Origin of the sequence: uncultured Microbacterium sp., from assembly GCF_937927635.1 — a bacterium.
Classification (GTDB): Bacteria; Actinomycetota; Actinomycetes; order Actinomycetales; family Microbacteriaceae; genus Microbacterium.
The window spans coordinates 235,768-258,797 of the sequence record NZ_CALBRW010000017.1; the positions used below are offsets into that span (position 1 = coordinate 235,768).

At 70.0% G+C, this 23,030-nt stretch carries 22 protein-coding genes; 5 read left to right on the plus strand and 17 right to left on the minus strand.

Going from position 1 to position 23,030, the window contains the following annotated elements:
• Positions 1–30: 30 nt before the first annotated feature.
• Positions 31–660, minus strand: a complete 630-nt coding sequence (gene rpsD / locus Q0568_RS07765) for a 30S ribosomal protein S4 (RefSeq protein WP_182253198.1) — start codon at positions 658–660, stop codon at positions 31–33.
• A gap of 172 nt (positions 661–832) precedes the next feature.
• Positions 833–2,152: a replication-associated recombination protein A gene (locus Q0568_RS07770; RefSeq protein WP_298864892.1), complete on the minus strand. Its 1,320-nt coding sequence runs from the start codon at positions 2,150–2,152 to the stop codon at positions 833–835.
• 173 nt (positions 2,153–2,325) lie between these two features.
• Here Q0568_RS07770 and Q0568_RS07775 point away from each other — a divergent pair, with 173 nt between their 5' ends.
• Positions 2,326–3,276, plus strand: coding sequence for a formate/nitrite transporter family protein (locus Q0568_RS07775; RefSeq protein ID WP_298864895.1), 951 nt, complete (start codon positions 2,326–2,328; stop codon positions 3,274–3,276).
• Between the two features lie 59 nt (positions 3,277–3,335).
• On the opposite strand, the gene Q0568_RS07780 is transcribed toward Q0568_RS07775, so the two are convergent.
• From Q0568_RS07780 to nirB, 5 genes are read right to left on the minus strand one after another with little or no spacing between them, the layout of a single operon-like run.
• Positions 3,336–4,013: a sirohydrochlorin chelatase gene (locus Q0568_RS07780; RefSeq protein WP_298864898.1), complete on the minus strand. Its 678-nt coding sequence runs from the start codon at positions 4,011–4,013 to the stop codon at positions 3,336–3,338.
• Complete coding sequence (locus Q0568_RS07785) at positions 4,010–5,140, minus strand: uroporphyrinogen-III synthase (RefSeq protein WP_298864903.1); 1,131 nt, start codon at positions 5,138–5,140, stop codon at positions 4,010–4,012. Before Q0568_RS07785 ends, Q0568_RS07780 begins: the two co-directional genes overlap by 4 nt.
• Complete coding sequence (gene cobA / locus Q0568_RS07790) at positions 5,137–6,372, minus strand: uroporphyrinogen-III C-methyltransferase (protein ID WP_298864906.1); 1,236 nt, start codon at positions 6,370–6,372, stop codon at positions 5,137–5,139. Before cobA ends, Q0568_RS07785 begins: the two co-directional genes overlap by 4 nt.
• Positions 6,369–6,731, minus strand: a complete 363-nt coding sequence (gene nirD / locus Q0568_RS07795; RefSeq protein ID WP_298864909.1) for a nitrite reductase small subunit NirD — start codon at positions 6,729–6,731, stop codon at positions 6,369–6,371. The genes cobA and nirD overlap by 4 nt, the downstream gene beginning before the upstream one ends.
• A complete protein-coding gene (gene nirB / locus Q0568_RS07800) occupies positions 6,728–9,307 on the minus strand; it encodes a nitrite reductase large subunit NirB (RefSeq protein ID WP_298864912.1) in 2,580 nt (859 codons plus the stop codon). The genes nirD and nirB overlap by 4 nt, the downstream gene beginning before the upstream one ends.
• Before the next feature lie 171 nt (positions 9,308–9,478).
• Here nirB and Q0568_RS07805 point away from each other — a divergent pair, with 171 nt between their 5' ends.
• The 3 genes from Q0568_RS07805 (at position 9,479) to Q0568_RS07815 (ending at position 11,820) form a co-directional block, all read left to right on the plus strand.
• Entirely contained in the window at positions 9,479–9,784 is a 306-nt protein-coding gene (locus Q0568_RS07805) for a hypothetical protein (protein ID WP_298864915.1), read from the plus strand.
• Positions 9,785–9,902: 118 nt separating this feature from the next.
• Positions 9,903–11,189 carry a DUF349 domain-containing protein gene (locus Q0568_RS07810; RefSeq protein ID WP_298865259.1) on the plus strand — a complete coding sequence of 429 codons (1,287 nt, stop codon included), beginning with the start codon at positions 9,903–9,905 and terminating at the stop codon, positions 11,187–11,189.
• Positions 11,190–11,256: 67 nt separating this feature from the next.
• Positions 11,257–11,820 carry a type IV toxin-antitoxin system AbiEi family antitoxin gene (locus Q0568_RS07815; RefSeq protein ID WP_298864918.1) on the plus strand — a complete coding sequence of 188 codons (564 nt, stop codon included), beginning with the start codon at positions 11,257–11,259 and terminating at the stop codon, positions 11,818–11,820.
• Here the strand turns inward: Q0568_RS07815 and Q0568_RS07820 are convergent.
• From Q0568_RS07820 to Q0568_RS07860, 9 genes are all read right to left on the minus strand, one after another.
• The gene (locus Q0568_RS07820) at positions 11,807–14,059 is read right to left on the minus strand and encodes a bifunctional (p)ppGpp synthetase/guanosine-3',5'-bis(diphosphate) 3'-pyrophosphohydrolase (protein ID WP_298864921.1); all 2,253 of its coding nucleotides are present in this window, start codon (positions 14,057–14,059) and stop codon (positions 11,807–11,809) included. The two genes, Q0568_RS07815 and Q0568_RS07820, sit on opposite strands and share 14 nt — an antisense overlap.
• Positions 14,060–14,127: 68 nt before the next feature.
• Positions 14,128–15,123 (minus strand): protein translocase subunit SecF, encoded by a 996-nt coding sequence (secF, locus tag Q0568_RS07825; RefSeq protein WP_298864924.1) that lies wholly within the window; start codon positions 15,121–15,123, stop codon positions 14,128–14,130.
• Complete coding sequence (secD, locus tag Q0568_RS07830; RefSeq protein ID WP_298864926.1) at positions 15,120–16,874, minus strand: protein translocase subunit SecD; 1,755 nt, start codon at positions 16,872–16,874, stop codon at positions 15,120–15,122. The genes secF and secD overlap by 4 nt, the downstream gene beginning before the upstream one ends.
• Positions 16,875–16,906: 32 nt before the next feature.
• On the minus strand, positions 16,907–17,320 hold the full coding sequence (locus Q0568_RS07835) for a preprotein translocase subunit YajC (protein ID WP_298864929.1): 414 nt from the start codon (positions 17,318–17,320) through the stop codon (positions 16,907–16,909).
• A 90-nt stretch (positions 17,321–17,410) separates the two neighbouring features.
• Positions 17,411–18,442, minus strand: a complete 1,032-nt coding sequence (ruvB, locus tag Q0568_RS07840) for a Holliday junction branch migration DNA helicase RuvB (RefSeq protein ID WP_298864932.1) — start codon at positions 18,440–18,442, stop codon at positions 17,411–17,413.
• Positions 18,435–19,043 carry a Holliday junction branch migration protein RuvA gene (ruvA, locus tag Q0568_RS07845; protein WP_298864935.1) on the minus strand — a complete coding sequence of 203 codons (609 nt, stop codon included), beginning with the start codon at positions 19,041–19,043 and terminating at the stop codon, positions 18,435–18,437. Before ruvA ends, ruvB begins: the two co-directional genes overlap by 8 nt.
• Positions 19,044–19,052: 9 nt before the next feature.
• Complete coding sequence (ruvC, locus tag Q0568_RS07850) at positions 19,053–19,652, minus strand: crossover junction endodeoxyribonuclease RuvC (protein WP_298864938.1); 600 nt, start codon at positions 19,650–19,652, stop codon at positions 19,053–19,055.
• Between the two features lie 86 nt (positions 19,653–19,738).
• Entirely contained in the window at positions 19,739–20,503 is a 765-nt protein-coding gene (locus tag Q0568_RS07855; RefSeq protein WP_298865262.1) for a YebC/PmpR family DNA-binding transcriptional regulator, read from the minus strand.
• Between the two features lie 79 nt (positions 20,504–20,582).
• Positions 20,583–21,461 (minus strand): DUF402 domain-containing protein, encoded by an 879-nt coding sequence (locus tag Q0568_RS07860; protein ID WP_298864941.1) that lies wholly within the window; start codon positions 21,459–21,461, stop codon positions 20,583–20,585.
• A gap of 32 nt (positions 21,462–21,493) precedes the next feature.
• Here Q0568_RS07860 and Q0568_RS07865 point away from each other — a divergent pair, with 32 nt between their 5' ends.
• Positions 21,494–22,417, plus strand: coding sequence for an aminoglycoside phosphotransferase family protein (locus Q0568_RS07865; protein ID WP_298864944.1), 924 nt, complete (start codon positions 21,494–21,496; stop codon positions 22,415–22,417).
• 21 nt (positions 22,418–22,438) lie between these two features.
• Here the strand turns inward: Q0568_RS07865 and pdxT are convergent, their stop codons facing one another.
• A complete protein-coding gene (gene pdxT, locus Q0568_RS07870; RefSeq protein WP_298864947.1) occupies positions 22,439–23,026 on the minus strand; it encodes a pyridoxal 5'-phosphate synthase glutaminase subunit PdxT in 588 nt (195 codons plus the stop codon).
• Between the last annotated feature and the right edge of the window lie 4 nt (positions 23,027–23,030).

Below are 23,030 nucleotides of genomic sequence, written 5' to 3' on the forward strand. Positions count from 1 at the left end.
TCCCCCGACGCCTCTCGCACGGATGCTGTATCAGCGAGCCGCGTAGTACTCGACGACCAGCTGCACCTCACAGGTCACGGGGACCTCGACGCGCTTCGGACGACGGACCAGACGGGCCTGCAGCTTGTCCAGCTCGACCTCGAGGTAGCCGGGAACCGGGGGCAGGACCTCGGCGTGACCGCCGGCGGCTGCGACCTGGAAGGGCTCGAGAGCCTCCGACTTGGCCTTGACGTGGATGAGCTGACCCGGCTTCACGCGGAAGGACGGGCGGTCGACGAGCTGACCGTCGACCAGGATGTGACGGTGCACGACCAGCTGACGGGCCTGCGCGGTGGTGCGGGCGAAGCCGGCACGCAGCACGAGGGCGTCGAGACGCATCTCGAGCAGCTCGACCAGGTTCTCACCGGTCAGGCCGTCCTTGCGGCGGGCCTCGTTGAACGCGATGCGCAGCTGCTTCTCGCGGATGCCGTACTGCTCGCGCAGACGCTGCTTCTCGCGCAGACGGACGGCGTAGTCGCTGTCGGCCTTGCGCTTGGTGCGGCCGTGCTCACCGGGAGCGTAGGGACGCTTCTCGAGGTAGCGGGCGGCCTTCGGGGTGAGCGGGATGCCCAGCGCGCGGCTGAGGCGGACCTTGCGGCGGTCCTGAGACTTCGTGACCACGAAGTGCTCCTTCCATGACGCGGACGTGTCTTTCACGACTCGCGGGCGTATCTCCTCTGCTCCGCCTTTCCGCCGCGTACGCCGAGGCGCGCCGGGAAGTGCTTCAGGAATGGAGGGATGCCCGAAAACTGGGTTTCGAGCCAATCCATGCTATCAGACGAGCCCGGGCGTCTCAGCGGTCGCCGAGGATGCGGCGGATGCGCTCGAGCCGCGCGGAGACATCGCGCTCGGCGCCGAGGTTCTTCGGCTCGTAGTAGTGCCGGCCGACGAGCTCGTCGGGAAGGTACTGCTGCGGCAGGATGCCCGCATCGCTGTCGTGCGGGTAGCGATAGCCCTTGCCGTGGCCGAGCCGCTTCGCACCCGCATAGTGCGCGTCGCGCAGATGGATGGGCACGCGCCCGAAGCCGCCGCCGCGCACATCGGCGATCGCGGCGTCGATCGCCAGGTATGCGGCGTTCGACTTGGCCGTCGTGGCGAGGTAGATGGTCGCCTCGGCGAGCGGGATGCGGCCCTCCGGCATGCCGATGAACGCCACGGCATCCGCCGCGGCGGTGGCGATCGACAGCGCCTGCGGATCCGCCAGACCGATGTCCTCCGCCGCGGAGATGACCAGCCGGCGGGCGATGAAACGCGGGTCCTCCCCCGCCTCGATCATCCGCGCGAGGTAGTGCACCGCGGCATCCGGGTCCGACCCGCGGATGGACTTGATGAACGCGCTGATCACGTCGTAGTGCTCGTCGCCCTGGCGGTCGTAGCGCAGCAGCGCACGGTCCACGGCCTGAGCGACGTCGTCGGCCGTGATCTCCGCCTCGCCTCCGCGCGACAGCGCGACGGCGGCGGCCGCCTCGAGCCCGGTCAGCGCCCGGCGGGCATCCCCGGAGGCCAGCCTGATCAGCGCGGCGCGCGCATCGTCGGCCACCGTGACCGCGCCGGACAGACCGCGCGCATCCGTGATGGCGCGATCGACCAGAACGCCGATGTCGTCGTCGGTCAGCGGCTGGAGCGTGAGCAGCAGGGAACGCGACAGCAGCGGTGAGATGACCGAGAACGAGGGGTTCTCGGTGGTCGCGGCGATGAGGATCACCCAGCCGTTCTCGACACCCGGGAGCAGGGCGTCCTGCTGCGCCTTCGTGAAGCGGTGGATCTCATCCAGGAACAGGATCGTGGTCTGGCCGTAGAGGTCCCGCTGGGTGATGGCCTCCTGCATCACCTCGCGTACGTCCTTGACGCCCGCGGTGATCGCGGACAGCTCGACGAACCGTCGACCGGACGACCGCGCGATCGCCTGCGCGAGCGTCGTCTTGCCGGTGCCGGGCGGGCCCCACAGGATGATCGACACCGCGCCGGGTGCCTTGGCGTCAGGATCGGCGAGGGCCACGATGGGAGACCCCGAGCGCAGCAGGTGCGCCTGCCCCGCCACCTCGTCGAGCGAGACCGGCCGCATGCGCACGGCGAGCGGCGTCTGACCCGAGAGGAGCGGAGCGGAGGTCATGACTCCAGGCTACTGGGCGGCACCGACAGCGGAGGCGCGCGACTTCACAGCGCGCATGGCGGGAGGTGAGCTCTTCGTTCCACTGCCGTAACCCCATCCGCCATCCCCTGAAACGCGACCCGGCGACGCTGGACCCGAGCGAGCCCGTCGGGCTCCTGTCACTGGAGGTCCTCATGTCCTATGTCAAGCCCGCCGAGCTCGTCGAGCGCATGCTCGACGCCGGCGCCAGCAAGATGCAGCTCTCCGCACGCGACACCGTCGTGCGCGCCTTCATGGGCGCGGCCCTGCTCACGATGGGAGCGGCCTTCGCCGTGACCGTGTCGACGCAGACCGGCCAGCCCCTGCTGGGCGCCCTGCTCTTCCCCGTCGGCTTCGCCATCCTCTATCTGTTCGGATACGACCTGCTCACCGGCGTGTTCACCCTCGGCCCGTTGGCGGTGATCGCCCGAAGGCCCGGAGCGACCGTACCCGCCATGCTCCGGAACTGGGGCCTGGTGCTCCTCGGCAACGCGGGCGGCGCAGTCCTCGTCGCGGTGCTCATGGCGCTGTACTTCACGTACTCGTTCTCCTCCGAGCCCAGCGCCGTCGGGCAGGCGATCAGCGAGATCGGTCACGGCCGCACCGTGGGCTACGCCGAGCACGGCGCGGCCGGCATGCTGACGCTGTTCGTCCGCGGTGTGCTGTGCAACTGGCTGGTGTCCACCGGCGTCGTACTGGCGATGGCCTCGGACAGCATCACGGGGAAGGTCCTGGGCATGTGGCTGCCCATCATGCTCTTCTTCTACATGGGCTTCGAGCACTCCGTGGTCAACATGTTCCTGTTCCCCTCCGGCCTGCTGCTCGGGGCGGACTTCACGCTGTGGGACTACCTCATCTGGAACGAGTTCCCCACCCTGCTGGGCAACCTCGTGGGCGGTCTGCTGTTCGTCGGACTCCCGCTCTACCTGAGCCACGGCCGCACCCGCCCGCGCACGGCGGGCACGTCGGCGCCGCGCACCGTCGCCGCGGTCGAGGTCCCGGCCTCGTCATCCGTCTCCCCCGCCCCGGCGGAGCTCGATTCCGACGCCGGCGCCGAGTCGGTTCTCGCCGATGTCGAGCGCGAGCGGCAGCCCACGGCGGTCTGATGACCTGGCGGCTGAGGGGCGTGGCGCGGTCGGGAACGACCGCGCCACGCCCTGCGTGGTCAGGCTGTTCGGAAGCGCTCGACGATGACCTGGGCGATACGCGGATCCGCGCCGAGTGGCGCGGAGACCACATCGGCGCCGGCTTCGTGGACGAGGCCGGCGAAGAAGCCGGGCGCGAGCAGGTGGCTGGCCGCGATCACGCGCCCCGCTCCCTCCAGTCGCGAACCGGCGACGGCATCCGCGATCCGCGGCCGCATCGTCGAGACATAGCCGACCGACACCGGGGCGGGGATCAGCGCACGCAGGTGCTCGGCCGCCGTGTCCACATCGACCGCCGCGGCGGGATCGCTCGACCCCGCCGCAGCGAGCACCACCCGATCGCCGGCGCGCCAGGAACCGCTCACAGCGGCGCGCAGGCGCGTGGCGAGCACGTGCGCGACCAGCGGATGCGATCCCAACGGCTCGGTCCGGCGAGCACCGGGATGCCCTGCGATCGCGTCGGCGATGTCGACGGCGGTGTGGTGGCCCGCTGACAGCAGCAGGGGCACCACGACCAGGTCGTCCTCCGTGCTCTCCTCGACGACGACGTCGCGGATCGCGGGGGTCTGGACGTCGACGAAGGCCTGCACCACCCGCACGCCGGGCAGCAGCTCGCGCACCATCTCCACCAGCCGGACGATCGTCGCGCGCCCTGCGCCGGAATCCGTGCCGTGCGAGCAGGCGATCAGAGTGGTCACGCCGTCTCCGACACGGTCAGGCGGTATCCGCGCTTGACCACCGTCCTCACGGCATCCGCGCCACCGAGACCATCGCGCAGGCGCGCGATCGCCATCTCCACTGCGTGGGCGCTCTCGCCCCCGCGCGGAAGCGTTCGCCCCAGCTCCTCACGTGAGAGCACCCGCCCGCGCGCATCGAACAGTGCCCCGAGGATGCTCGCCGACGATGGGGAGAGCGGGGCGAAACGACCGTCCAGCAGTGCCCCGCCGCTGCGCACCTCGAGTTCCCCCGCCGCGGTCGTGGCGAACGGCGTGCCGCCCGCGGCGAAATGATCGACGACGCAGCGCACCAGCGATCCGAGCCTTCCCCGCACGGCCGTCTTCACGTTCAGAGCCGCCTCTGCGAAGGGAGCTGCGGTGATCGGGCCGACGGCCGCCAGCAGCAGCCGCCCGTTCGCCGCGCGCTCCCGGATGGCACGGATCGCTCCCGCGTCCTCTGCCACGCGGATCCAGGCTGCCGCACCCGGCGCCGAGGTGAACAGGACAGCGTCGACGGCTCCCGATGCGGCCTGCTGCGCGGAGCGCCGCACCACTTCCGGGTCCGGCGGAGGCCCCCAGCGGTACACGGTGAGCGGCACGACGTCGGCGCCGTGCTCGATGAGCAGGGAGTCGAGCCCATCGGCCCCGGCGCCGTGGTGCTGGACGGCGATGCGAAGCCCCTCGACACCGCCCGCGATCAAGTACTCTGCGACCTCAGCGGACGTCTCGGATGCGGCGACCCACCGCGCCGCGAAGCCGGCCTGCTGGACGGCGCCGTGCGCTTTGGGCCCACGGGCGATGAAGCGGGCGTCCTGCAGGGCGGTTGATAGGGGCTCGTGCAGTCCGCGCTCGTGCGCCGCGTCCATCCACCCCCGCAGGCCGATGCCGGTGGTGACCACGACCACGTCCGGCGGTTCCGCGATGAGCGCGCGCGACCGCTCGATGAGCTGCTCGTCATCGGCGGCATGAAGGATGCTCAGTGCCGGAGCCCGGTACACCGCGGCTCCGCGGCGCTCGAGCGCCTTGGCCAGGTCGCCCGCGCGCCGGTCGGCGGCGATGACGATCGTGCATCCGGTCAGGGCCTCGTCGGGCAGGGAGGCGGCCGTCATGCGAGCGCCACCCGCTGCGACGCGGGGGCGGGCAGAAGCAGATCTGCGCGTGCGACCTCGCCGATCACGATCACCGCGGGGTTGCTGAGGCCGATCTCCGCGGCGGCGGTCAGCGCGTGCGCCAGCGTGGTGCGGGTGGTGCGCTGCACTGCGCTGTGCCCGTTCTCGACGAACGCCATCGGACGCTCCCCCGGGATGCCGCTGCGCACCGCGGCCGAAACGAGCTGCGGGAGCGCGGCGACGCCCATGAGCACGATCGTCGTCACCGCGGGATCGCCCATCGCGGCCAGCGTCGAAGGCTCGAGTCCGCCCTGGCCGTTGACGACGTGGAAGGCGGCTGCGGTGCCACGGTGGGTGACCGGGATGCCCGCCGCCTGAGGCACAGCGATCGCGCTGGACACCCCTGGCGTGACCTCGACGGCGACACCGGCGGCGAGGCAGGCCCGCACCTCCTCACCACCGCGGCCGAACACGAACGGATCGCCGCCCTTGAGGCGGACCACACGATGCCCCGCGAGCGCATGCTCGACGAGGATGCTGTTGATCTCCTCCTGTGGCACCGGATGGGCCCCAGGGCGCTTTCCGACGTCGATCACCTGCACACCGGGGTCGAGTTCACGGACGACCTCCTGCGCGGGCCCGAGACGGTCGGTCACGATCACGTCCGCCTCGGCGATGAGGCGCCGGGCACGCACCGTCATCAGATCGGCGGGCCCTGGCCCTCCGCCGACGAGATCCACGCGGCCTGCCCCGCCTCGCCGGTTGCGGCGCAGCGGGAGGCGTCCGTTGGCCACGAGGTCTGCGATCGCATCCCGGATCGCCATCGTGCGCCTCGGGTCGGCGCCGTGGGTGCTGACGACGCCGAGTGTGACGTCACCCGCCTCCGTCTGAGCAGTCATCCGCGCTGAGCCGTGCGATCCGTCACCGGCCGCGACGCACAGGATCCGGCGTCGTTCGCAGAGTGCCACGACGCGGCGATCGACGTGCGCATCGCCGGTCGCGACGTGCACCATCCACACCCCTGCGAGGTCCGCGGCGCGGAACCGTCGCGCCCGCCAGTCCAGCGCATGCGTCCGGACGAGCCGAGCGGCGTCGGGATCCAGCTCCGGCGCGACGACCCGCACGATGGCGCCCTCATCGACGAACCGACGCAGCCGGCGCGCCGACACGGCGCCTCCCCCGACCAGCAGAACGTCGCGCCCGGCAAGTGAGACCCCCAGCATCAGCGTCATCCCTGCTCCTCGAAGTCGAGGTAGACGTCATCATCGCGGACGACGACCGGCCAGACCCGCAAGGACGCCGCAGGCCTGCCCTGCGTCGCCACGCACAGGCCGGTGCGCAGATCGAAGACCTGCTTGTGCATCGGAGAGGCGACCGTGGGCGACTGATCTCTGGTGCCGACGATGCCGCGGGACATCACGTGCGCTCCGCTGTACGGGTCGAGGTTCGACACGGCGTGCACCGTGCCGTCCGCGAGGAGGAACAGCGCGATCTGCGTGCTGCCGAGCAGCGCGGCGCGACCGCGTTCCACTTCCAGGTCCCGTATTGAGCACACGCGCACGAGCGTGTCGACGGCTGCTGCGATGGTCATCTGCGCACCTCCAAGGTGGTTCCGGCGATGAGGATGCTCTCGGCCGACCGCTCGTCCGCGGTCGCCGGCCGCACCTGTCCACGGACGGGCACGTACGCGAGCGAGGGATCGGGGGTGTCTGCGGCGTTCACGAAGGAGCCGAAGCGCCGCAGCTTCTCCGGGTCGCGGAGCGTCGCCGCCCACTCGTCCTCGTAGCGGTCGACGTGGCGCGCCATCGCGGCGTCGAGATCAGCGCAGATGCCGAGACTGTCATCGAAGATGACCTCGCGCAGGCCGTCCAGACCGCCCTCGAGTTCCTCACACCAGGGTGCCGTCCGCTGCAGCCGGTCGGCCGTGCGGATGTAGTACATGAAGAAGCGGTCGATCGCGCGGATCAGCCCCTCGTCGTCGAGCTCCGAGGCCAGCAGCTCGGCATGCCTCGGCGAGAATCCGCCGTTCCCGCCCACATACATGTTCCAGCCGGTCTCGGTGGCGATCACTCCGACGTCCTTGCTGCGGGCCTCTGCGCATTCGCGAGCGCATCCCGAGACGCCCACCTTGAGCTTGTGGGGCGCACGCAGCCCGCGGTAGCGCAGTTCGAGGCGCACCGCCATGCCCACCGAGTCGAGGACGCCGTATCGGCACCACGTGGAGCCCACGCACGACTTCACCGTGCGCAACGCCTTGCCGTACGCCTGCCCAGACTCGAATCCCGCCTCGACGAGGCGCCCCCAGATCGCGGGAAGCTGCTCGAGCCGGGCGCCGAACATGTCGATCCGCTGACCCCCGGTGATCTTCGTGTAGAGCCCGTAGTCGTCGGCGATCCGGCCGATCGCGATCAATCCGGCAGGTGTGACCTCGCCGCCGGGCATGCGCGGCACGACCGAATAGGTGCCGTCCTTCTGCATGTTCGCCATCACATGGTCGTTGGTGTCCTGCAGCGCGGCGTTCTCGCCGTCGAGCACGTGCTCCCCGACCAGCACGGAGAGAATGCTGGCCAGGGCGGGCTTGCAGATGTCGCAGCCCCGCCCGCGGCCGAAGCGCGCGATGATCGCGCTGAAGGTCGTGAGCTCCGACACGCGCACGGCGTCGAACAGCTGGCGTCGTGACATGTCGAAGTGCTCGCACAGAGCCGTGGAAGCCGTGCGACCGGACTTCGCGAGTTCCTTGGCGACGATCTTCGACACCATGAAGACGCAGGAACCGCAGGTGGCGCCCGCTCGTGTGCAGCTCTTCACGCCCGCCGCGTCCGCGCATCCCTCCTCGTGCACGGCGGTGCGGATGCGTCCCGCGGTGACGTTCGAGCACGAGCAGACGACAGCGTCGTCGGGCAGTTCGCGGGAGGGCGCCTCTATGCGGTCCTCCGGCAGCAGGTACGCCGCCGGGTCACCGCCCAGTGGGCCCCCGACGAGCGGCCGCAGTGCGCCGTACGCCGACGCGTCGCCGATCAGGATGCCGCCGAGGAGCGTCTTCGCATCGTCCGAGAGGACGAGTTTCTTGTAGACGCCCGCCACCGGGTCGGTGTAGACCACGTCGAGCGCGCCGGGAATCGTCGCCATCGCGTCCCCGAAGCTCGCCACGTCCACGCCGGACAGCTTCAGCTTCGTCGAGTCGTCGTAGCCGGGGAAGGACGCGTCCGCGCCGTTCAGCCGCGCCGCCGCCACTTCCGCCATCGCGTATCCCGGCGCGACCAGACCCACCGCGCGCCCCTCGAAGCTCGCGACCTCACCGACGGCGAGGATCCGAGGATCGTCCGTGCGGCATCCCTCGTCGATGATCACGCCTCCGTGCGGGTGGACCGCGAGTCCCGCCGCGCGGGCGAGCTCGTCGCGCGGGCGGACGCCGACGGTGAACACGACGACGTCGGCGGGCAGGCCGCCTCCGTCCTGGAACTCGACCGCGGCGACCGCGCCGGACTCGTCGGCGGCGAGCCGGCTGGTGCGGCTTCCGGTGCGCACCGAGATGCCTCGAGCCTCGATGAGACGCCGCAGCACGATCCCGCCCGCCGCGTCGAGCTGGGCGGACATGAGCCGATCCGAGGACTGCACCACCGTGCAGTCGACATCCATCCCCTGCAGCGCCCCGGCGGCCTCGAGCCCGAGCAGGCCACCGCCGATCACCGCGCCGCGTAGCGTCCGTCCCAGTCGCGCGCTCCGCTCCGCGACGTGCTCACGCAGCCGCGCCACGTCGTCGAGGGTGCGATAGACGAAGCATCCGTCGAGGTCGCGGCCCTCGACCGGAAGCCGCGGAGCATACGACCCGGTGGCCAGAACCAGCGTCTGGTAGGCGAGCACCGCGCCGGACAGCGTCTGCACCGTCTGCGCGGCACGGTCGACGTGCGTCACGGGATCGCCGCTCAGATGGGTCACCCGTGGATCGGCGAACACCCTGCGGTCCAGCGCGAGCTCGTCGGCGGTCGCGCCGGAGAAGAAGGACGTCAGGCCCACGCGGTCGTAGGGATCCCTCGCCTCCTCGCCGATCACGGTGACGGAGTGGCGGTCCTGACCGCCGCTGAGAAGACTGTCGACGAAGCGGTGCGCGACCATCCCCGCACCCACCACGAGCACATCCGCGGCGGCTCTGAGCTTTTCGGTCATCGCACCCTGTTCCATGCATCGAAGCTATGGAGCCCGTGTTTCGCGAACCGGCCGATCCACGTTACGCGCGTCGAACAGTTCGCTCACAAACGGGTAACGATGGTGTGAGCAGACCGGGCGATAGGGTTGCGATGGCGGGCCCACCGGTCCGGACGGAGGGAGAGGAACGCGATGGCGACACGCGGTTCCCGTGGCGCGCAGCAGCGCGCACGCACGGATGCGGAACGAGCACGTCTCTACGCGGCGCGCCGCGACTGGAACGACGGACTCGTCGCCCGCAGGCGCCGCGACACGGTGATCGCCGTGGTCGCGGGCGGACTCATCGTCATCGGGGCCGGAGTGAGCCAGGCGGTCCACGCGCAGGTCAGCGCACCCGCTCCGAAGCCGTCTCCCACGGCGACCGAGCCCGCGCCCGAACCGCTGCTGACCCCGCCCGCCGACGAGTCGCCCGCACCCACGCAGACTCCCGGCGAGTGAACTAGGCTGAGCGGAGCCCTTTCCCACTCCCGCGGGCAAGCCGCGCAAGGAGAACACCGTGTCTGACGACAACGCCCCCAAGCCCACCCCGCCGATCCCCGCGCCTCCGCGCCGTCCGATGCCTCGCGTCACCGCCGCGCCGGCCGCCGCGCCCGTGACATCCGCGCCGATCACCTCCGATGCCTCCGAGTGGGGTCGCGTCACCGAGGACGGCACCGTCGAGGTGCGCGAGGGCGACGCCTGGCGTCCGGTCGGCCAGTACCCCGACGGCACGCCCGATGAGGCGCTGGCATACTACGCCCGCAAGTTCGACGACTTCGCCGTGAAGTTCGGAACCCTGGAGACCCGTGCGCAGAGCGGCGGCAGTTCGGCATCCGATCTCACCAAGCAGGCGAACCGCCTTCTCAGCGAGGTGACGGATGCTGCGGCCGTCGGCGACCTCGCGGGCCTCCGCAGCCGCATCGAGGCCCTCGTGGCGAGTCTCTCCGAGGCCACCGCCAAGGAGGCCGAGGCGGCGAAGGCCGCCATGGACGCCGCCATCGCCGAGCGCACAGTGATCGTCGAGAAGGCCGAGGCCATCGCCGCCCGCGACCTGTCGAAGGTGCAGTGGAAGCAGGTCACGGTCGAGATGACCGAGCTGTTCGACGCCTGGCAGTCGCACCAGCAGAACGGACCGCGTCTGCCCAAGGGCGCCGCCCAGCAGCTCTGGAAGCGGTTCCGTGACGCCCGATCGAGCGTCGACAAGGCGCGTCGCGCGTTCTTCTCCGAGCTCGACGACGTGCACCGCAGCGCTCGCGACGCCAAGGCGCGCCTGGTCGAGCGGGCTGAGGCCCTCGCGCCACGCGGTGTGGACGGCATCCCCGCCTACCGCGACCTGCTGGACGCGTGGAAGGCCGCTGGCCGTGCCGGACGCAAGGCCGACGATGCGCTGTGGGCGAAGTTCAAGGCCGCGGGCGACGCGCTGTACTCGGCTCGTGCCGAGCAGGCCGCCGCGGATGAGGCCGAGTCCGCGCCGAAGATCGAGGCACGCCAGGCTCTGCTGGAGGAGGCCAAGGCCGTGGCCGACGAGCCGAACCTCAAGAAGGCGCGCGCCCTGCTCACCCGCATCCAGCGGCAGTGGGACGAGGTCGGACGCATCTTCCCGCGCGAGAAGGAGCGGGCGCTGGACGACCGCATGCGCACCATCGAGCAGGCTCTGAAGTCCCGCGAGGACGTGGACTGGAAGAAGAACAACCCCGAGACCAAGGCTCGTGCGAACGACATGAGCGCGCAGCTCAACGAGTCCATCGAGAAGCTCGAGCAGGAGCTGGCCGCCGCCGAGAAGGCCGGCGACGCGAAGGCCGTCAAGGAGGCGACCGAGGCGCTCGCCGCCCGGCGCTCCTGGCTGAACGCCCTGCGCGGCTGAGCACGCGTTATCCACAGCATGAGCCGTGCCCGCCCATCACCGGGCGGCACGGCTCATACTGTTGTGCATGCACTCCGCGCTGTTCTACCGCCCCGGTGACCGGCTGACCCTCGCGGAACTCGGCGCGGCCCGTCTCGACGGGGTCGTGATCGAGGTCGGCGAGGGATTCATGCCCGTCGACACGGTGGAGGAGGCGGATGCCAGGGCGCTCGGCGTCGCCATGCTCATCCCCCGAGGCACCGCGGCCTGCGGCCCGACCGCCGCCTGGATCCACGGCGCCGGTGACGCCCCGCCGGCCGTGCATCACATCCGCCGCGTCTCCGCAGCGCGCATGCGCGTCACGCCGCGGGCACGCGTGGTCTATCACGACCGTCGCGCCGCGCACGACGCCGTCGCCGACGTCGGAGGCATCCCCGTGACGACACCGGAGGCGACGGCCTCGGAGCTGCTGTACGCCGCGGCGCTCGACCAGGGCGACGATCACTGGCTGGGCGCGCTCCTTCAGGCCAGGCCGGAGCTGCTGGACTTTCTCGAGGGCGAGCTCGCGCGTGCGACCAGACGCCCGGGCCGACGCGCCGCCGCGCTGCTGCTGCAGGCCGAGAGAGCGGCTCAGGCTCTCAGGACGTCGTGACGCGGTAGACGTCGTACACGGCGTCGATGCGGCGGACGGCGTTGAGCACGCGGTCCAGGTGCACGGAGTCCCCCATCTCGAACACGAAGCGGCTCAGGGCCAGGCGCTCGTCGGTGGTGGACACCGACGCCGACAGGATGTTCACGTGGTGTTCGCTGAGCACGCGCGTGACGTCCGAGAGAAGGCCCGAGCGATCCAGCGCCTCCACCTGGATCTGGACGCGGAACACGCTCTTGGTGGTCGGCGCCCAGGACACCTCCACGAAGCGCTCGGAGTCCGCGCCCAGCGCCTTCACGTTCACGCAGTCCTTGCGGTGCACGGAGACGCCGCTGCCGCGCGTGACGAAGCCGACGATGGGGTCTCCCGGCACAGGCGTGCAGCACCGCGCCAGCTTGACGAGGATGTCGGATGCGCCGCGGACCAGGATGCCGGAGTCCGCCGCCTTGGCCTCGCGGCTGGGTGCATGCCCTGGCAGCTGGATGGCACCGGTGCTGGTGTCGGGCTCGGAGGCGACCAGCGCGGTGACCTTCTCCAGCACGGACTGCGTGGAGACGTGCCCCTCGCCGACCGCGGCGTACAGCGAGGTGACATCCTCGTAGCGCAGCTGTCGGGCGACCTCGGCGAACGACTCCTGGCTCATCAGGCGCTGCAGGGGCAGGTTCTGCTTGCGCATCGCGCGCGCGATGGACTCCTTGCCCTGCTCGATGGCCTCTTCGCGGCGCTCCTTGGTGAACCAGCCCTTGATCTTGTTGCGCGCCCTGGTGCTCTTGACGAAGCTCAGCCAGTCCTGGCTGGGGCCGGCATCCGGGTTCTTCGAGGTGAACACCTCGACCACGTCGCCGCTGCGCAGCTCGGACTCTAGCGGCACCAGGCGGCCGTTGACCTTGGCGCCCATCGTGCGGTGGCCGATCTCGGTGTGCACGGCGTACGCGAAGTCCACCGGGGTCGCCCCGGCGGGGAGTCCGATGACACGCCCCTTGGGCGTGAAGACGTACACCTCCTTCGCGCCGATCTCGAAACGGAGCGAATCCAGGAACTCGCTGGGATCGGCCGTCTCGGCCTGCCAGTCGGAGATGTGCGCGAGCCACGCCATGTCGGCGTCGGTCTTGCGGGTGTCGACCTTGCCGCCGTTCATCCGCTCCTTGTACATCCAGTGCGCGGCCACGCCGTACTCGGCCTGCTGATGCATCTCATGCGTGCGGATCTGGATCTCCACCGTGCGTCCGGACGGGCCGATCACGGTGGTGTGCAGCGACTGGTACAGGTTGAACTTCGGGGTGGCGATGTAGTCCTTGAAGCGGCCGGGCAGCGGGGTCCAGCGCGCATGGATGGCGCCCAGCACCGCGTAGCAGTCGCGCACGGAGTTCACCAGCACGCGAATGCCGATCAGGTCGTAGATGTCGTCGAACTCGCGGCCGCGCACCACCATCTTCTGGTACACGGAGTACAGCTGCTTCGGGCGCCCGAACACCTTGCCGCGGATGCGCAGCTCGTGCAGATCCTCGTCGATCTCTGCGATGACCTGCTTGAGGTACTTCTCGCGCTGCGGGGTGCGCTGCGCCACCAGGCTGGAGATCTCCGCGTAGATCTTCGGGTTCAGCACCGCGAAGGACAGGTCCTCCAGCTCGGACTTGATGGTCTGGATACCGAGGCGGTTGGCCAGCGGCGCGTAGATCTCCAACGTCTCCTTGGCCTTGCGCGCGGCCTTCTCGGGCGGCACGAAGCCCCAGGTGCGCGCGTTGTGCAGCCGGTCGGCCAGTTTGATCAGCAGCACGCGGATGTCCTTGGACATCGCGACGATCATCTTGCGGACGGTCTCGGCCTGCGCGCTCTCGCCGTACTTGACCTTGTCGAGCTTGGTGACGCCGTCGACGAGCATGGCGACCTCGTCGCCGAACTCCTCGGACAGCTCGGTGAGGGCGTAGCCGGTGTCCTCGACGGTGTCGTGCAGCAGTGCGGCGGCGACCGCACGAGGCCCGAGGCCCAGGTCGGCGAGGATCTTCGCGACGGCCAGCGGATGCGTGATGTACGGCTCCCCGCTCTGCCGGAACTGCCCCTCGTGCTTCTCCTTCGCGATGCGATAGGCGTGCTCGATGATGGGCAGATCGCCGCGGGGGTGATTGGCGCGGACCGTGCGGATCAGGTTGTCGAGGTCATTGACGCGGGGCGCACGGGAGAAGATGCGCGGCACCAGCCGACGCAGGCTGGATCCCTGCGATGTGACCTGCGAATCCGCCATCTGTGCTCCCGTCCCGGCGTTGTGCTCATCCTACGCGGGGACCGGCATGCCGATCCCCGCGCGGGGTGTCAGACCTCGACGGTGGCGGCGGCGCGCTCGCGCGCCTGCAGCACCTTCTTGTCATGCGCGAGGATGGCCGGCTCGTTCTGCCGGAACGCCGCGTACAGCGGCGCGGACACGAACAGCGTGGAGTACGTCGCGACCAGGATGCCGACGAAGATCGACAGCGAGATCGAGGACAGCGTCTCGGCGCCGAACCAGAACGCGCCGATGAAGAGGATCGCGCCGACCGGGAGCGCCGCCACGACGGACGTGTTGATCGAGCGCACCAGCGTCTGGTTGACGGCCAGGTTCACCGACTCCCCGAAGGTTCGCGACATCTGATCGGCATCCTCGGTGGTGTTCTCGCGCACCTTGTCGAACACGACCGTGGTGTCGTACAGCGAGTACGCCAGGATCGTCAGGAACCCGATCACCGCCGCCGGCGAGATCTCGAAGCCCGCGAGGGCGTAGACGCCGACCGTGATCACCAGCACGTCCAGCAGGCCCAGGATGGAGGCCGCGGACATCTTCCAGGTGCGGAAGTAGATGCCGAGGATCAGGAAGGTGAGCGCCAGGAAGATCGCCAGACCCCAGAGGGATTGCCGTGTGACGCCCTCGCCCCAGGCCGGGCCGATGAACGAGTCCGCGACCTCCTTCGGCTGCACCTTGTAGGCGTCCGCCAGGGCGTTCTTCACGTCCTGCGTCTGGTTGGGCGACATCTGGTCGGTCTGGACGCGGACGTCCTTGCCGTTGACGATGGCGACCCTGGTGGTGGCGTTCGGCACCACGCTGCGCACCGCATCGGATGCCAGGCCCTGGTTCGTCGAGGACGGGCCGACGATCATGAACTGCGAGCCGCCGGTGAACTCTATGGAGAACTGCACCGGGCGGATGAACGGCACCAGGATGGAGCCGAGCACCAGCAGCACGGCGATGATGAACCACAGCCTGCGCCTGCCGACGAAGGGGAAGGAGGTCTTCCCCGAGTAGAGGTTGTTGCCGAACTCGTTCATCGAGATCATGATGCGGAGGAGTCCTTCCCGGCATCCTGGGATCCCTGAGCGGCGAGTGCCTCAGCGCGCTTGCGCTCGGCGATGGTCTGGCGCCTCGCGGCTTCGCCGCTGGCGCCCTTGTTGCGTGCGGCGCGGCCGGTCGACCCGGTCTCCGCGGTGCGGTACTGCACGCGGTCGCTGTACATGGCGCCGAGGGACTCGGCGTTCAGGCCGGACAGCGGATGCCCGCCGCCGAAGAACTCCGTGCGGGCCAGGATCTGCATGACCGGGTGCGTGAAGATCACGAAGATGAACACGTCGATCAGGGTGGTCAGACCCAGCGTGAACGCGAAGCCCTTCACCGTGGCATCGGCCAGGATGAACAGCACCACGGCCGCGAGGATGTTGACCGCCTTGGCGATGTAGATCGTGCGCTTCGCGCGATCCCAGCCGTACTCGATCGAGCCGGTGATGGACTTGCCGTCGCGCAGCTCGTCTCGTATTCGCTCGAAGTAGACGATGAACGAGTCGGCCGTGAATCCGATCGACACGATCAGACCCGCGACGCCTGCCAGAGACAGCCGGAAGCCCATGCGCCAGGCCAGGATGGCGATGATGATGTACGTCAGCACGCCCATCACGCCGATGGATGCCATGATCACCCAGCCCAGGGCGCGATAGCTGAGCAGCGAGTAGATCGCCACCAGGCCGAGGCCGATGAGACCGGCGATGAGACCGTACTTCAGCTGCTGCGATCCGAGCGTGGCGGAGACCGTGTCGGAGCTCTGCACGGTGAAGCTCAGCGGCAGCGCGCCGTACTTGAGCTGATCGGCGAGGGCCTTGGCCGTCTCCTGCGTGAAGTTGCCCGAGATGCTGGGGCGGCCGTTGAGGATCGCGGCCTGCATGGTCGGCGCAGAGATGACCTCGCCGTCGAGCACGAAGGCGAACCTGTCCAGCGGCGCCTTGCCTGCGAGGCGGTTGGCATTCAGGCGCTGGCTGATCTCGCCGAAGACCTTGGTGCCTTTCGCGTTCATGGTCAGGTTGACGGTCCATTGACCGGACTGCTGCTCACGACCTGCCGTCGCGTCGGTGATGACCGTGCCGTCCAGCTCCATCGGGCCGAGGATGTACTTGGCCACGTACTGGCCGTTCTCCTGCTCGCAGGCGATCAGCGGCTGATCCTCGGGCTGATTGGTCGGTCGCTTCGCCGTGCAGTCGAAGGCGTCGAACTGCGCCTTCAGCTTGGGGGTGATCCACGCCGGATCGGACGCGTTGCTCGGCTTGACCGTGGGCGTGGCCTGCAGCGTGGGGTCGGGCGTCGGATACGGGGTCTGCTTGCCGTCTTCGCCGACGAAGGTGGTCCCCGGCGCGTCCGTGTACAGCACGGCGCGGAACTCGAGCTTGGCGCTCGCGGTGATGCGATCACGGTCGGCCTGCGAAGCCTGGCCGGGGATCTGGACGACGATGTTGCGTCCGCCCTCGGTGGTGATGTCCGCCTCCGACACACCCGATGCATCGACGCGCTGGCGGATGATCGAGACGGCCTGGTTCAGCTGGTCGGCCGAAGGCGCCGAGCCGTCCGGCGTGGCCGCCTGCAGGATGATCTGCGTTCCGCCCTGCAGGTCGAGGGCGAGTTCAGGCGTCCACGAGCTGGCCGGCTTGCCGTTGTCGGTCTTGAAGATGTACACGCCGAGAGAGTTGATGCCGAACAGCACCGCCGTGACGATGAGCAGGCCGAGGAGGACCCGCCAGGCATGGCGAGTCGGAGATGTGGATGCCACGTGATTGCTTTCCGCGAGAGGGACGCCGAGCGTCAGTTGTCGTTGTTGCGCTCGAGACGCGCCTTGGTCTCCTCAGGAGTCTCCACGGTGATCGACTCGATGCCGTCGTCAGCACCTTGGGCGGGCGTGGTGTCCGCGTCGACGTCGGCCGCGTCGTCATCGGCATCCTCGAACTCGCTGGGGTCGACCACGCGCAGGATGGACTGGCTGTGCACCTCGATGACGACGCCGGGGGCGAGCTCCACCTGAGCGGGCTTGTTGAGGTCGACCGGGTCGTAGGAGACGACGGTGCCGTACAGGCCGCCCTGCAGCAGCACCTTCGCGCCGGGGACCGTCTTCGCAGCCTTCTCCTCCTGCTGCGCCTTCATCTGCCTCTGGCGCTTGCGGGTGTTCATGAACATGAAGACGAGCATCACGGCGAGGAGGCCGAAGAGCATGAGGGACATGGGATCCATAGGAGCGGGAGCCTTTCAGATGCACGCCGGACGCGGCGTCGCGTATGGGGGGGGACCGGGATTCCGGCAAGCCTTCAGCGATTATAGGTCATCGAACAAGGCGGCACCCTCGGGATGGACCAGGCCCAGGTGCTGGTACGCCTCCGGCATGGCGATGCGCCCGCGAGGCGTGCGGCCGAGGAATCCGATGCGCACGAGGTACGGCTCGACGACGCTCTCGACGGTCTCCGCCTCCTCACCGACGGTGACCGCGAGCGTGCTCAGACCGACCGGACCGCCGCGGAATCTGCGCACGAGGGCATCCAGCACCGCCCTGTCCAACCGATCCAGGCCGATGGCGTCGACGTCGTACAGCTCCAGCGCCGCGCGCACGTCGTGAATGGAGGCCTCTCCCCCGCCGCCGTGGACCAGCGCGTAGTCGCGCACGCGGCGCAGCAGCCGGTTGGCGATGCGCGGGGTGCCCCGAGAGCGTCGCGCGATCTCCGAGAGCGAGTCGCCGGGAAGCGTCACGCCCAGCACGGATGCCGAGCGGGCGATGACCTGCTCGAGGTCGCTCTCGTCGTAGAACTCCAGGTGTCCGGTGAAGCCGAAGCGATCGCGCAGTGGGTTGGGCAGCAGCCCCGAGCGGGTGGTCGCGCCCACCAGTGTGAAGGGCGCCAGATCCAGCGGGATGCTGGTGGCGCCGGCTCCCTTGCCGACCATGATGTCGATGCGGAAGTCCTCCATCGCGAGGTACAGCATCTCCTCGGCGGAGCGCGCCATGCGGTGGATCTCGTCGATGAAGAGCACTTCGCCGGGCGTGAGGCTGGACAGCAGGGCCGCCAGGTCGCCGGCGTGCTGGATGGCCGGGCCGCTGGACAGGCGCAGCGGGCGTCCGCTCTCGTGCGCGACGATCATCGCCAGGGTGGTCTTGCCGAGCCCGGGAGGGCCGGCGAGCAGGATGTGGTCGGCGGGGCGCTCCTGGATGCGCGCGGCCTCCAGCAGCAGCTGCAGCTGGCCGCGCACCTTGGGCTGGCCGACGAACTCGCCCAGGCTCGTCGGCCGCAGTGCGCCCTCGATGGCCAGTTCGGTCTCGTCCAGCGCTTCGCCGGCGTCGCGGGGGTTCTCAGCCACGCTTGGCCCCCGGTCCCATGGCTGCCAGCGTGCGGCGCAGCAGCGCGGGCACGGATTCGCGCTCCGCATCCGTCGCCGTGTCGGCGGTGTCGGCCGCCGCCTCTGCGGCGACCTTCTCGGTCCAGCCCAGGCCCACCAGCGCGGCGGTGACCTGATCCACGACGGCCGTGGCGGCGACGGCCGCAGGTGTCGACGCCACCCGCGGCTGCACCTTGCCTGCCAGCTGCACGACGATGAGCTTGGCGGTCTTCGGCCCGATGCCGGAGACACGACGGAAAGGCGCATCGTCCTCGGCTGTGACGGCCTCGGCGATCTGGTCGACCGTCAGGTGCGAGAGCACACCCAGTGCCGACTTGGGGCCGACGCCGGTGACGCTCAGCAGCTGTCCGAAGATCTCCAGCTCGTCGCGGTCGCCGAACCCGTACAGGGTCAGCGCGTCCTCACGGACGATCAGGCTGGTGTGCAGCTGCAGCTGCTCCCCCACGACGGCGATGTGCGCGACATCCGCGGGAACGAACACCGAGAAGCCGACGCCGCCGGTCTCGATGACGACGCGGTCGGCGGCCGTGTGCAGCACGGTGCCGCGCAGCGAGGAGATCATGGTTCCACCCTATCGGGCCGCTCGTACATTCGTTCGAGCGACACGAGAGGTGCGCGAGTTCCGCTCGGCGTCTGCCCAGGCGCGCTGAGCGGGCGTCATGCCGCCGCCCGCAGCGGGGGCGGCGGGGCCGGTGCGCCAGGCGTGGCAGAGCGCGATGGCCAGCGCATCGGCGGCGTCGGCGGGCTGTGGCGGGGCATCCAGCCGCAGGATGCGGGCGATCATCGACTGCACCTGCTTCTTGTCGGCCGAGCCGTAGCCGGTGACGGCGGCCTTCACCTCGCTCGGGGTGTGCGTGGCCGCAGGAAGGCCCGCCTCGGCGGCGATGAGCAGTGCGACGCCGGATGCCTGGGCCGTGCCCATCACGGTCTGCACGTTGTGCTGCGCGAACACGCGCTCCACGGCGACGGCATCCGGGTGGTGCTCCTCGATGACGGCGCGGATGCCGGTGGCGACCGCGGCCAGGCGCACCGACAGGTCCGCGTCCAGCGGCGTGCGGACGACCCCGACGTGCACCAGCGTCGCCCGGCGGGAGCGGTCCACGTCGACGACGCCCACGCCGCAGCGGGTGAGGCCGGGGTCGATGCCGAGAACGCGCAGCGGGGAGGTCACTCCCCCAGGCTACGGGCGCACATCGGCCCCGGGCGCAGGCGCGCCCGGGGCCGATGCTTCGACGGGCTCAGCAACCCGTGAAAGGGTCAGTCCTCGTCGTCGTTCTCGAGCTCGGCCTGCACCTCGGCGGTCAGATCGAAGTTCGCGAACACGTTCTGCACGTCGTCGCTGTCCTCGAGGGCGTCGATCAGGCGGAAGATCTTGCGCGCGGTCTCGGCGTCGATCTCCACCTTGAGGTTCGGCACGAACTCCACATCGGCGGAGTCGTAGTCGATGCCGGCGTCCGCCAGCGCGGTGCGCACGGGCACGAGGTCGCTGGCGTCGGTGATGATCTGGAAGCCCTCGGCCTGCTGCTCGATCTCCTCGGCGCCCGCCTCGAGGGCGGCCATCATGAGGTCGTCCTCGGTGGTGCCCTCGGCGGTGACGACGATGACGCCCTTGCGGCTGAAGTTGTAGGCCACCGAGCCCGGGTCGGCCAGCGTTCCGCCGTTGCGGGTGAGCGCGGTGCGCACCTCGGCTGCCGCGCGGTTCTTGTTGTCGGTCAGACACTCGATCATGAGGGCGACGCCGCCGTGGCCGTAGCCCTCGTACATGATCGAGGAGTACTCCACCGACTCGCCGCCGATGCCCGCACCGCGCTTCACCGCGCGGTCGATGTTGTCCTTGGGGACGGAGGTCTTCTTGGCCTTCAGCACCGCGTCATACAGCGTCGGGTTGCCGGCGAGGTCGGCGCCGCCGAGCTTGGCCGCCACCTCGATGTTCTTGATGAGCTTGGCCCACGACTTGGCACGACGCGCGTCGATGACCGCCTTCTTGTGCTTGGTCGTGGCCCACTTGGAATGCCCGGACATATGTCTCCGCTCGTCTCGTATGCCCGGAGTCGCCTCCAGGGCATCGTCCATTCTAACGAATCGTGATCGAAGCGCCGTGTCAGCCTTCGAGGGAGGTGCTGCCCGACCGGCGCCGTGCATCGTCGATCGCCGGGATGTCGGGCAGTCGGACGGTGTCGTCCATCGTGGCATCGGGGCGCCAGGCATCCCATCCCTCATCGAGCGGCCACGTCCCCCGGGCGATGAACTCCTGCACGGCGTGGTCTGCGATGGCACGCACGGCCTCGGCCTGCTGCGGCGTGAGCCGGCCCTGATCGACGGCGGCGACCAGTTCGTCGGCATCCTTCAGCCAGACGTCCTCGCTGCCGGAGTGCTCGGCGTCGATCCACAGATCCAGCACGAGATCGCGCGAGAAGATCGCAGGCGCCGCACCGTCCGCTCTGCGGTGCGGCAGCTCCAGGTTCACGTAGGCTCCGGCCGGCGTCCCATCGGCACGGCGGAAGAACCATACGGACCACGGCCTCCCGGCCGGGGCGATGCGCACGACGCCGGGGCCGCGCCAGGTCGACTCCCGCATCACCCATGGCACGCTGAAGCGCTCGTCGAGCGGCACTTCCCGCGGAGCGCGGCCGTCAGCAGGCACTGGACCGAGCCGCTCGGACCCGGAGGGGATCCACACCACCAGCCCGCAGTCGTCGTCCCGGATCACGCGGGCGGTCTCGATATAGCGACCGTAGCGCCAGAGGATCGCCTGTCCCGGTGCGAAGCGCGGAGCGTCGGGCGAGTCCGAGAGCACGGCCTCGTCGAAGACGGGATCCGCATGCGTGCGACGCTGCTCGCCGTCATCCAGCAGGCGCAGCGCCTCGTCCAGTGCCATCGGATGCGCGGCGACGGGAATCCATTCGGCTCCCGTGCGGCTCACGAGGGTGACCGTCCCGCCGCTCTCACTGACATCGGTCGAACCCAGGGGCAGTCGCATCCGTCCACGCTACCGCTGCTAGCTTCGTCAGCATGAGAGCAGGCGCCGACCGTCTCCGGCCCGAGTGGGGTTCGCTGCCGGCGAGCCTGCGCGCCCGTATCGCGGACACCCTCGGAGGGGACATCGTCATCGACTCCCCCGCACAGGGCGGATTCAGCGCGGGCTACGCCGGCATCGTGCGGACGGCGCATGCGGAGGCGTTCGTGAAGGCGATCGGCGCAACCGGGCATCGCGATTCGCGGACGTTCATCCGCCGGGAGATCCGTGCGCTGCAGGCGATCCCCGCTTCACTCGCGCCGCGGGTGCTGGCGAGCATCGACGACGAGGAGTCGACGGCACTGGTGCTGGAGGTCGTGCCCGGCATCCACCCCGGCGATCCGTGGACCATCGAGCAGCTGCACGTCGTCGCCGCGGAGATCGCTCGGCTCGCGCGCACGCCCGCCGCTGAGAGCATCTTCCCCGCGGAGCGCTCGATGCTCCCTTACTACGCGCGCTGGCAGACCATCGCCGAGGACGCCGCGCTGACGGCATCCCTCCCGCACGACCTGGCGGAGCGGATGCCGGATCTGCTTCGTCTCGAGCAGCTGCTGCCGGATGCCGTGACGGGGCCGTTCCTCACGCACGGCGACCTGCGCGCGGACAACATCCTCATCGACGGTGAGCGCGCGCACTTCATCGACTGGCCGCATGCCCGGCGCGGTGCGGCGTGGCTGGACGGGCCGCTGCTGCCTCCCTCCGTCGAGGCCTCCGGCGGGCCGCGCTGCGCGGACGCGTGGGAGATCCTGCGTGTGCACGGCGCCCCGGACGCGGCGAGCATGCTGCCGGTGATCTCCGGCTTCGCCTCGTTCCTGTGGTGGGGACAGGGTCAGCCGGAGATCCCGGAGCTGCCGGGACTGCGGGCGTTCCAGCGCGCGCAGGCCCGGCCGCTGCTGCGCTGGCTCGCAGAACTGCTCTGACTCGTCGAACTGCTCTGAGGCTCAGCCGCGGGCGGACACGCGGTCCAGGAAGCGCTGGTGGAACCGCGGCTCGCCGCTCAGCTCGGGGTGGAAGCTGATGCCCATCAGATTCCCCTGCTCGACCGCCACGACGGTTCCTGCCGGCAGCGAGGCCATGGCCGCAGCATCCGCCCCGACCTCCTCGACCACCGGACCGCGGATGAAGGTCGCGGACACCGGTTCTCCGACGAATGCGGGCACCGGCACTTCGCCCTCGAACGAGTCGACCTGCCGGCCGAACGCGTTGCGCCGGGTCAGCACGTCCAGGCCGCCGAACGTCTGCTGGCCGACGATCCCGTCCGCCAGCCGATCCGAGAGCATGATCAGGCCCGCGCAGGTGCCGAGCATCGGCATCCCGTCGGCGATGGCCGCCCGGATGGGGTCACGCAGTCCGAAGGCGCGCGAGAGCTTGTCCATCACCGTGGACTCGCCGCCGGGGATCACGAGGCCCTCGACCTGCGCGAACTCCTCCGGCCGGCGCACGCGCACGACGTCGGCGCCGAGGTGCTCCAGCAGGGCGACGTGCTCGCGCACGTCGCCCTGCAGGCCGAGCACGCCGACTCGCGGCATCCGG